Annotated in this window: 6 protein-coding genes; 4 read left to right on the forward strand and 2 right to left on the reverse strand. The window is 33.8% G+C overall.

What is annotated here, in order from left to right; genetic code table 11:
* Positions 1 to 644 precede the first annotated feature (644 nt).
* Positions 645 to 1,028, forward strand: coding sequence for an HU family DNA-binding protein (locus tag B4I81_RS07715; RefSeq protein WP_291109368.1), 384 nt, complete (start codon positions 645 to 647; stop codon positions 1,026 to 1,028).
* A gap of 168 nt (positions 1,029 to 1,196) precedes the next feature.
* Here B4I81_RS07715 and B4I81_RS07720 read toward each other — a convergent pair whose 3' ends face one another.
* A complete protein-coding gene (locus tag B4I81_RS07720) occupies positions 1,197 to 2,150 on the reverse strand; it encodes a transketolase family protein (protein WP_291109370.1) in 954 nt (317 codons plus the stop codon).
* A 59-nt stretch (positions 2,151 to 2,209) separates the two neighbouring features.
* Positions 2,210 to 3,055, reverse strand: coding sequence for a transketolase (locus tag B4I81_RS07725; RefSeq protein ID WP_291109372.1), 846 nt, complete (start codon positions 3,053 to 3,055; stop codon positions 2,210 to 2,212).
* Between the two features lie 509 nt (positions 3,056 to 3,564).
* Between B4I81_RS07725 and tgt the strand changes: the two genes are divergently transcribed.
* From tgt to B4I81_RS07740, 3 genes are all read left to right on the forward strand, one after another.
* Positions 3,565 to 4,695 carry a tRNA guanosine(34) transglycosylase Tgt gene (tgt, locus tag B4I81_RS07730; protein ID WP_291109374.1) on the forward strand — a complete coding sequence of 377 codons (1,131 nt, stop codon included), beginning with the start codon at positions 3,565 to 3,567 and terminating at the stop codon, positions 4,693 to 4,695.
* 94 nt (positions 4,696 to 4,789) lie between these two features.
* Positions 4,790 to 5,878, forward strand: a complete 1,089-nt coding sequence (locus B4I81_RS07735; protein ID WP_291109376.1) for an LptF/LptG family permease — start codon at positions 4,790 to 4,792, stop codon at positions 5,876 to 5,878.
* Positions 5,865 to 6,576: DMT family transporter (locus tag B4I81_RS07740; protein WP_291109378.1), on the forward strand; the 712-nt coding region annotated here is incomplete at its 3' end. The genes B4I81_RS07735 and B4I81_RS07740, both read left to right, overlap by 14 nt.

Genomic DNA, 6,576 nt, shown 5'->3' on the forward strand with positions numbered 1-6,576 from the left:
CTTGATTTTTTCGGAGGATAAGTTTAATTGATGCCATTAGAGTTAGAATTTAAAGATGTTGTACTATATTTGTAAAGTGATGCAAAAGAGTGAAAGTATTGATTTTACTAGTGTTTCAAACTGGTGCAACGGAGTACTAAGGTACAACAATTGGTACAACAAATCAAGTATTTTGTTGCTTTTTTCTGCTTTTTTCTGCTTCTCTAAAAATTATAAAGTCAATAAATACAGTACTTTAAGTGCAAATGGGAGGGTGGTTTGAAAAGTTGTAGATAACTCGTTTATATGCGAAACTTTCCAACCACTTTTATACCCTATTGGCAAGATTGGCGAAAGTTGCTGAGTTTTTTTTGTTTAGTCAAATATAACTAAAAATTGATATGAATGCGAAGTGGTTCAAATTTTTTTAGTTAGTGAACTAAACTAAATACTAGTTTTTTAAAAATTTAATGCTATAGTATTTTTTATTTTTACGTATTGTAATTCCATTTCCCTAGAGTAGTTATAAAATTTCCCTAGGGCATTTATATATTTTCCCTAGGGGTATTAATTAAGTGCCCTAGGGAAATTTATTAATTGCTGTACAGCAATTGATTTTTTAAAGTTTATAATTTGTATTTTTGTTCAGTAAAAAAATAAATGATATGGCTATTGAATTTAAAATGGTGCCCAAACAAAACAATATTGCATCGCCACCTCAAACCAAATATTACCCTTGTGCCGTAAGTAAGGGTGAAGTAGATTTAGAATATTTAGCTGAAATTATTGCAAGCCGTAGCACGGTAACCGTTGCTGATTGTTATGGGGTTCTCATGGGAATGAGTCAGGTAATTGGAGAAGAGTTAGCTCAGGGCAAAATCGTAAAAATCGACCGTTTGGGTACTTTTGCTTTAACGCTAAAAGGACAAGGTACAGACGAACCCGAGAAATTAAATAAGAGTACAATTCTTGGAGCTAAGATATTGTTTAAGCCCGCCCGCAATTTTAAAAAGCTATTACAAAACCTAAAATATAAAAGGTTGCGATAAGAGTAATAATTTTAAATCAAATTGAAATCTGATTTTTACGGTTTTTTTCAATATGTTTTACTCTGAAAAGATTCCAAACCTAAGCAAAATCCGATGAAGTTTTAAGATAAAAAAACCTGATGCTAATACGTGCATCAGGTTTTATATGGTGTAAAAGTAAAAAAACGATTACTTTCTTTTGATTACTTTTTCTGCTTTTTCAATAATGGCTGCACTGTTTAAACCATATTTTTCCATTAATTGGTCAGGTGTTCCACTTTCTCCGAAGCTATCGTTTACGGCTACAAATTCTTGAGGAACTAAATGGTTTTGAACTAAGCATCTCGAAACACTTTCTCCTAAACCACCAATAATGTTATGCTCTTCTGCAGTAACCACACAACCTGTTTTCTTCACCGATTTTAAAATCGCTTCTTCGTCTAATGGTTTAATCGTGTGTATGTTGATTACTTCAGCTGAAATACCTTTAGCTTCTAAAGCTTCTGCTGCTACTAACGCTTCCCAAACTAAATGTCCGGTAGCAATAATGGTAACATCGGTTCCTTCGTTTAATAGGATGGCTTTTCCAATTACGAAAGGTTCGTCAGCTGGGGTAAAGTTAGGCACTACTGGACGACCAAAACGCAAATAAGCAGGACCATGATGATCGGCTAAAGCTAAAGTGGCTGCTTTGGTTTGATTGTAATCACAAGTGTTAATTACGGTCATCCCAGGTAACATTTTCATCAAACCGATGTCTTCTAAGATTTGGTGTGTAGCTCCGTCTTCTCCAAGCGTTAATCCCGCGTGAGAAGCACAAATCTTCACATTCTTATCTGAGTACGCTACCGATTGACGAATTTGATCATAAACTCTTCCGGTAGAAAAGTTAGCGAAAGTTCCCGTGAAAGGAATTTTTCCTCCAATGGTTAATCCAGCTGCAATTCCAATCATATTGGCTTCTGCAATTCCGATTTGAAAGAAACGCTCTGGGTGGTTTTTCTTGAAATCATCAAATTTTAATGATCCAATTAAATCCGCACAAAGTGCTACTACGTTTTCATTTTTTTGACCTAATTCCGTCATTCCAGCTCCAAATCCCGAACGGGTATCTTTACTGCCTTGGTTGATATATTTTTTCATTTTGTTTTTAAATTTAATTGCATGCTACTGAACACTTGTAACTGAACACGGAGTACTAATTAATAGTCTCCTAAAGTTTCAACATTTTGTGCTAAACCTTTTGCTAATTGCTCATCATTTGGCGCTTTTCCGTGCCAAGCGTGGGTGTGCATCATAAAATCTACTCCGTTACCCATTTCCGTATGCAATAAAATACAAACGGGTTTTCCGTTACCTGATTTAGATTTTGCATCAGCCAAACCAGCTTTGATAGCGTCAATGTTGTTACCTTCTTTGATTTCAATTACCATCCAATCGAATGCTTCAAACTTCGCTTTTACACTTCCCATTGCTAAAACTTCATCTGTAGTTCCGTCAATTTGTTTTCCGTTTAAGTCGATAGTTGCAATTAAATTGTCTACTTTTTTAGCAGAAGCATACATAATTGCTTCCCAGTTTTGACCTTCTTGTAATTCACCATCACCTAAAAGAGCAAAAACCAAATGGTTATCGTTGTTCAATTTTTTAGCTTGCGCTGCACCAACCGCTACCGATAAACCTTGTCCTAATGAACCCGATGCAATACGAACTCCAGGTAAACCTTCATGAGTCGTTGGGTGACCTTGTAATCTTGAATTTAATTTTCGGAAAGTAGCTAATTCTGCTACAGGAAAGTAACCACTTCTAGCTAAAACACTGTAAAAAACAGGAGAAATATGACCGTTTGATAAGAAGAAAATATCTTCATTACTTCCATTCATATCAAAACCTGATTTACGTTGCATAACGTCTTGATAAAGAGTAACCAAAAATTCAGCACATCCCAAAGAACCTCCTGGGTGACCTGAATTTACAGCATGAACCATGCGAAGAATATCTCTTCGAACTTGTGTTGTAAAATCTTGTAGTTGTTGCGTGTTAGACATTTTATTACATATATTTATTAATGGTGTAAAAGTAATTCTATTTTTTTGGTGCTACAAATCATTTTGTTAGAAGTTATTAAGAATTGTTTTTTGGAAGGTGATGGGTGATGGGAGTTAGGAGTTAGGAGTTAGGAGTTAGGAGTTAGGAGTTGGGAGTGAAATGCAGAGATGCAGAGGTTGCAGAATTTTTTTAGCTCGCAAAGACGGCAAGACACAAAGGGTTTATTGAAATTTAAAATAGTAATAATCCGTTTTTTGCGTTAGTGAATCTGTTTTATACGCTTACCTGTATGAATTTTTAAGATTTCTTTCATTTCTTCAATCGGTGTTCCAATAATTTTGGATGCTTTAAGTTGAAAGTTATTATTTTTTTATTTTGAATTTGATTTTTGAAGTTGAACTTGTACTTGAAATTGAAATTGAACTTGACCTTGATTTTTCTAATTTTATCCTAAATTCTAAAACTACAATTGAAATTAATTTATCTTTGCCGTTCGTAAAAGCACAATATGAAGTTTGATTTAATTACCAAAGACCCAAAAAGTAAAGCCAGAGCCGGAAAAATAACTACCGATCACGGTGTTATTGAAACTCCGATATTCATGCCTGTAGGAACAGTTGCTTCGGTAAAAGGAGTACACCAACGCGAGTTAAAACAAGACATTAACCCTGATATTATTTTGGGGAATACCTATCATTTATATTTAAGACCTCAAACCAAAATTTTAGAAGCGGCTGGAGGTTTGCATAAATTTATGAATTGGGATAGAAATATACTAACTGATTCAGGTGGGTATCAAGTATATTCATTATCAGGAAGAAGAAAGATTAAAGAAGAAGGGGTGAAATTCAAATCGCACATCGATGGTTCGTATCATTTCTTTTCTCCAGAAAATGTAATGGAAATTCAAAGAACTATTGGGGCTGATATCATTATGGCATTTGACGAATGTACGCCGTATCCATGTGATTATCGCTATGCAAAACGTTCGATGCACATGACGCACCGTTGGTTAGACCGTTGTATTACCCATTTAGATAAGTTACCATTTAAATATGGTTATGAGCAAACGTTTTTTCCAATTGTTCAAGGAAGTACGTTTAAAGATTTAAGAGAACAATCAGCAGAATATATTGCCAACGCTAGAGCGCAAGGAAATGCTATTGGAGGATTATCAGTAGGAGAACCAGCAGAAGAAATGTACGCCATGACCGAAGTGGTAACAGCCATTCTTCCAGAAGACAAACCAAGATATTTAATGGGAGTGGGAACGCCAATCAATATTTTAGAAAATATTGCGTTAGGTATTGATATGTTTGATTGTGTGATGCCAACACGTAACGCCAGAAACGGAATGTTATTCACAGCTCACGGTTCTATTAACATCAAAAACAAAAAGTGGGAAGCTGATTTTTCGCCTATCGACGAAATGGGCCACACTTGGGTAGATACCGAATATTCAAAAGCGTATTTAAGACACCTTTTTGCTGCGAATGAATTTTTAGGAAAACAAATTGCAACCATTCACAACTTAGGTTTTTATATGTGGTTGGTTCGCGAAGCTAGAAGACAAATCTTAGCAGGAACTTTTAGAGAATGGAAAGATAAAATGGTGATTCAAATGAGTCAGCGATTATAAAATAAGAAGTTAGAATTTAGAAGTTAGAAAATGAAAGTTTAAAGGCTATTCGTTTTTGATTCTAAATTCTAAATTCTAAATTCTAAATTTTAGGATGAAAATAATAGATAAATACATTTTAAAACGCTATTTGGTCACTTTTTCGGTGATGTTAATTATGTTTATTCCTATTGGAATTACAATTGACGTTTCAGAAAAGGTGAATAAAATGATTGAGAAAAAAATTCCTTTGAAAGATATCTTAATCTATTATGGCGATTTTACGATTTATTTTGCCAATTTGTTATTTCCTATCTTTTTATTCTTATCGATTATTTGGTTTACCTCCAAGTTAGCGAATAATACTGAGATCATTGCTATTTTGAGTTCTGGTATTTCATTTGGTAGATTTCTTCGTCCTTTCATGTTTGGTGCAATTATCGTTTCTATTTTTGCCTTAGTAATGGGATTTTTCTTGGTTCCTAAAGCTAGTAAAGGCTTTAACGATTTTCGATATCAAAACCTAAAAGGAAATTCGCAAACTAGAGAAACATCTGATATTTTCAGACAAATTAAAAAAGAGGGCAAACTAGAGGAAAATATTTATGTTAGCAATTATAATTATTTGTCGCAAACGGGATTTAATTTCACCTATGAAAAGTTTCAAGATAACATATTGATAGAAAAGGTAACGGCAAATAGAATTCGTTATGATGCTACTACCAAAAATTACACTCTTTATGGATACAACAGAAGAATTGTAGGGGAAACTAATGATGAAATTATTTCAAGTGATAAATTAATGGTCAAATACAATTTTGAACCAGATGATTTAACACCTGTAGTTTACGTTGCTGAAACCATGACCATTGGTCAATTAAATAGTTTTATCGCCAAAGAACGTGCTAGAGGGAATGCAAATATCAATACGTATTTAGTGGTTTTTTATAAAAAGTTTAGTTTGCCAATATCGGCATTTATTCTTACTATAATTGCGGTTTCGGTTTCTTCAATGAAAAGAAGAGGAGGTATGGGAATTAATCTAGCAATTGGTATTGTTATAGCTTTTGTTTTTATTTTTATCGACAAAGTATTTGGTACTCTTGCTGAAAAATCTAGTATTCCGCCGTTAATAGCGGTTTGGTTGCCTAATCTTGTTTTTGGAATTCTAGCTTATTACCTACTTCGCAATGCAAAACGATAATTTAAAAAGTTATTTACACCTTCATGTAATCGTTTTTATTTGGGGGTTTACAGCAATTTTAGGCAAATTAATATCATTAGAAGCCTTAGATTTGGTTTGGTATCGCATGCTTTTTGCTTCAGTTATCATGACTTTTGTTGTGTTATTAAATAAAGAAAAAGTAAAAGTGCCGTTCCATATTTTTATTGGGTTTCTTCTTTGCGGAATTATCATTGCGGCCCATTGGCTCACATTTTACCAAGCAATTAAAGTGTCTAATGTTTCTATAACTTTAGCCTGTTTGTCTACAGGTGCTTTTTTTGCCTCTATTTTAGAACCTATTTTTTACAAAAGAAAAGTGATTTGGTATGAACTGCTTTTTGGCGTCATAGTAGTAATAGGGTTAGGAATCATCTTTAATGTTGAAACAAAATATACTACCGGAATTTATTTAGCCGTTTCATCAGCATTTCTTTCGGCTTTATTTTCTGTAATTAACGGAAAATATGCCAAAGAATACGATCCTAATATCATTTCACTTTATGAATTATCAAGTGGGGTTTTCTTTTTAAGTGGCTACTTGTTTTTTGCAGGAAGTTTTACACCCGCTTTCTTTGCCCTTTCAATGAACGATTTGATTTGGTTGTTCTTGTTGTCATCCATTTGTACGGCTTATGCATTTTCAGCATCCGTAAAAGTGATGAAGTTTTTGAGTCCAT

Source organism: Flavobacterium sp. UBA6195 (assembly GCF_002422095.1).
Taxonomy (GTDB): Bacteria; Bacteroidota; Bacteroidia; order Flavobacteriales; family Flavobacteriaceae; genus Flavobacterium.

Excerpts from the sequence above, each read along its gene's own strand:
- B4I81_RS07720 (WP_291109370.1), bottom strand. The coding sequence starts at position 2,150 with ATGAAAAAATATATCAACCAAGGCAGTAAAGATACCCGTTCGGGATTT.
- B4I81_RS07715 (WP_291109368.1), top strand. The coding sequence starts at position 645 with ATGGCTATTGAATTTAAAATGGTGCCCAAACAAAACAATATTGCATCG.
- tgt (WP_291109374.1), top strand. The coding sequence starts at position 3,565 with ATGAAGTTTGATTTAATTACCAAAGACCCAAAAAGTAAAGCCAGAGCC.
- B4I81_RS07725 (WP_291109372.1), bottom strand. The coding sequence starts at position 3,055 with ATGTCTAACACGCAACAACTACAAGATTTTACAACACAAGTTCGAAGA.
- B4I81_RS07735 (WP_291109376.1), top strand. The coding sequence starts at position 4,790 with ATGAAAATAATAGATAAATACATTTTAAAACGCTATTTGGTCACTTTT.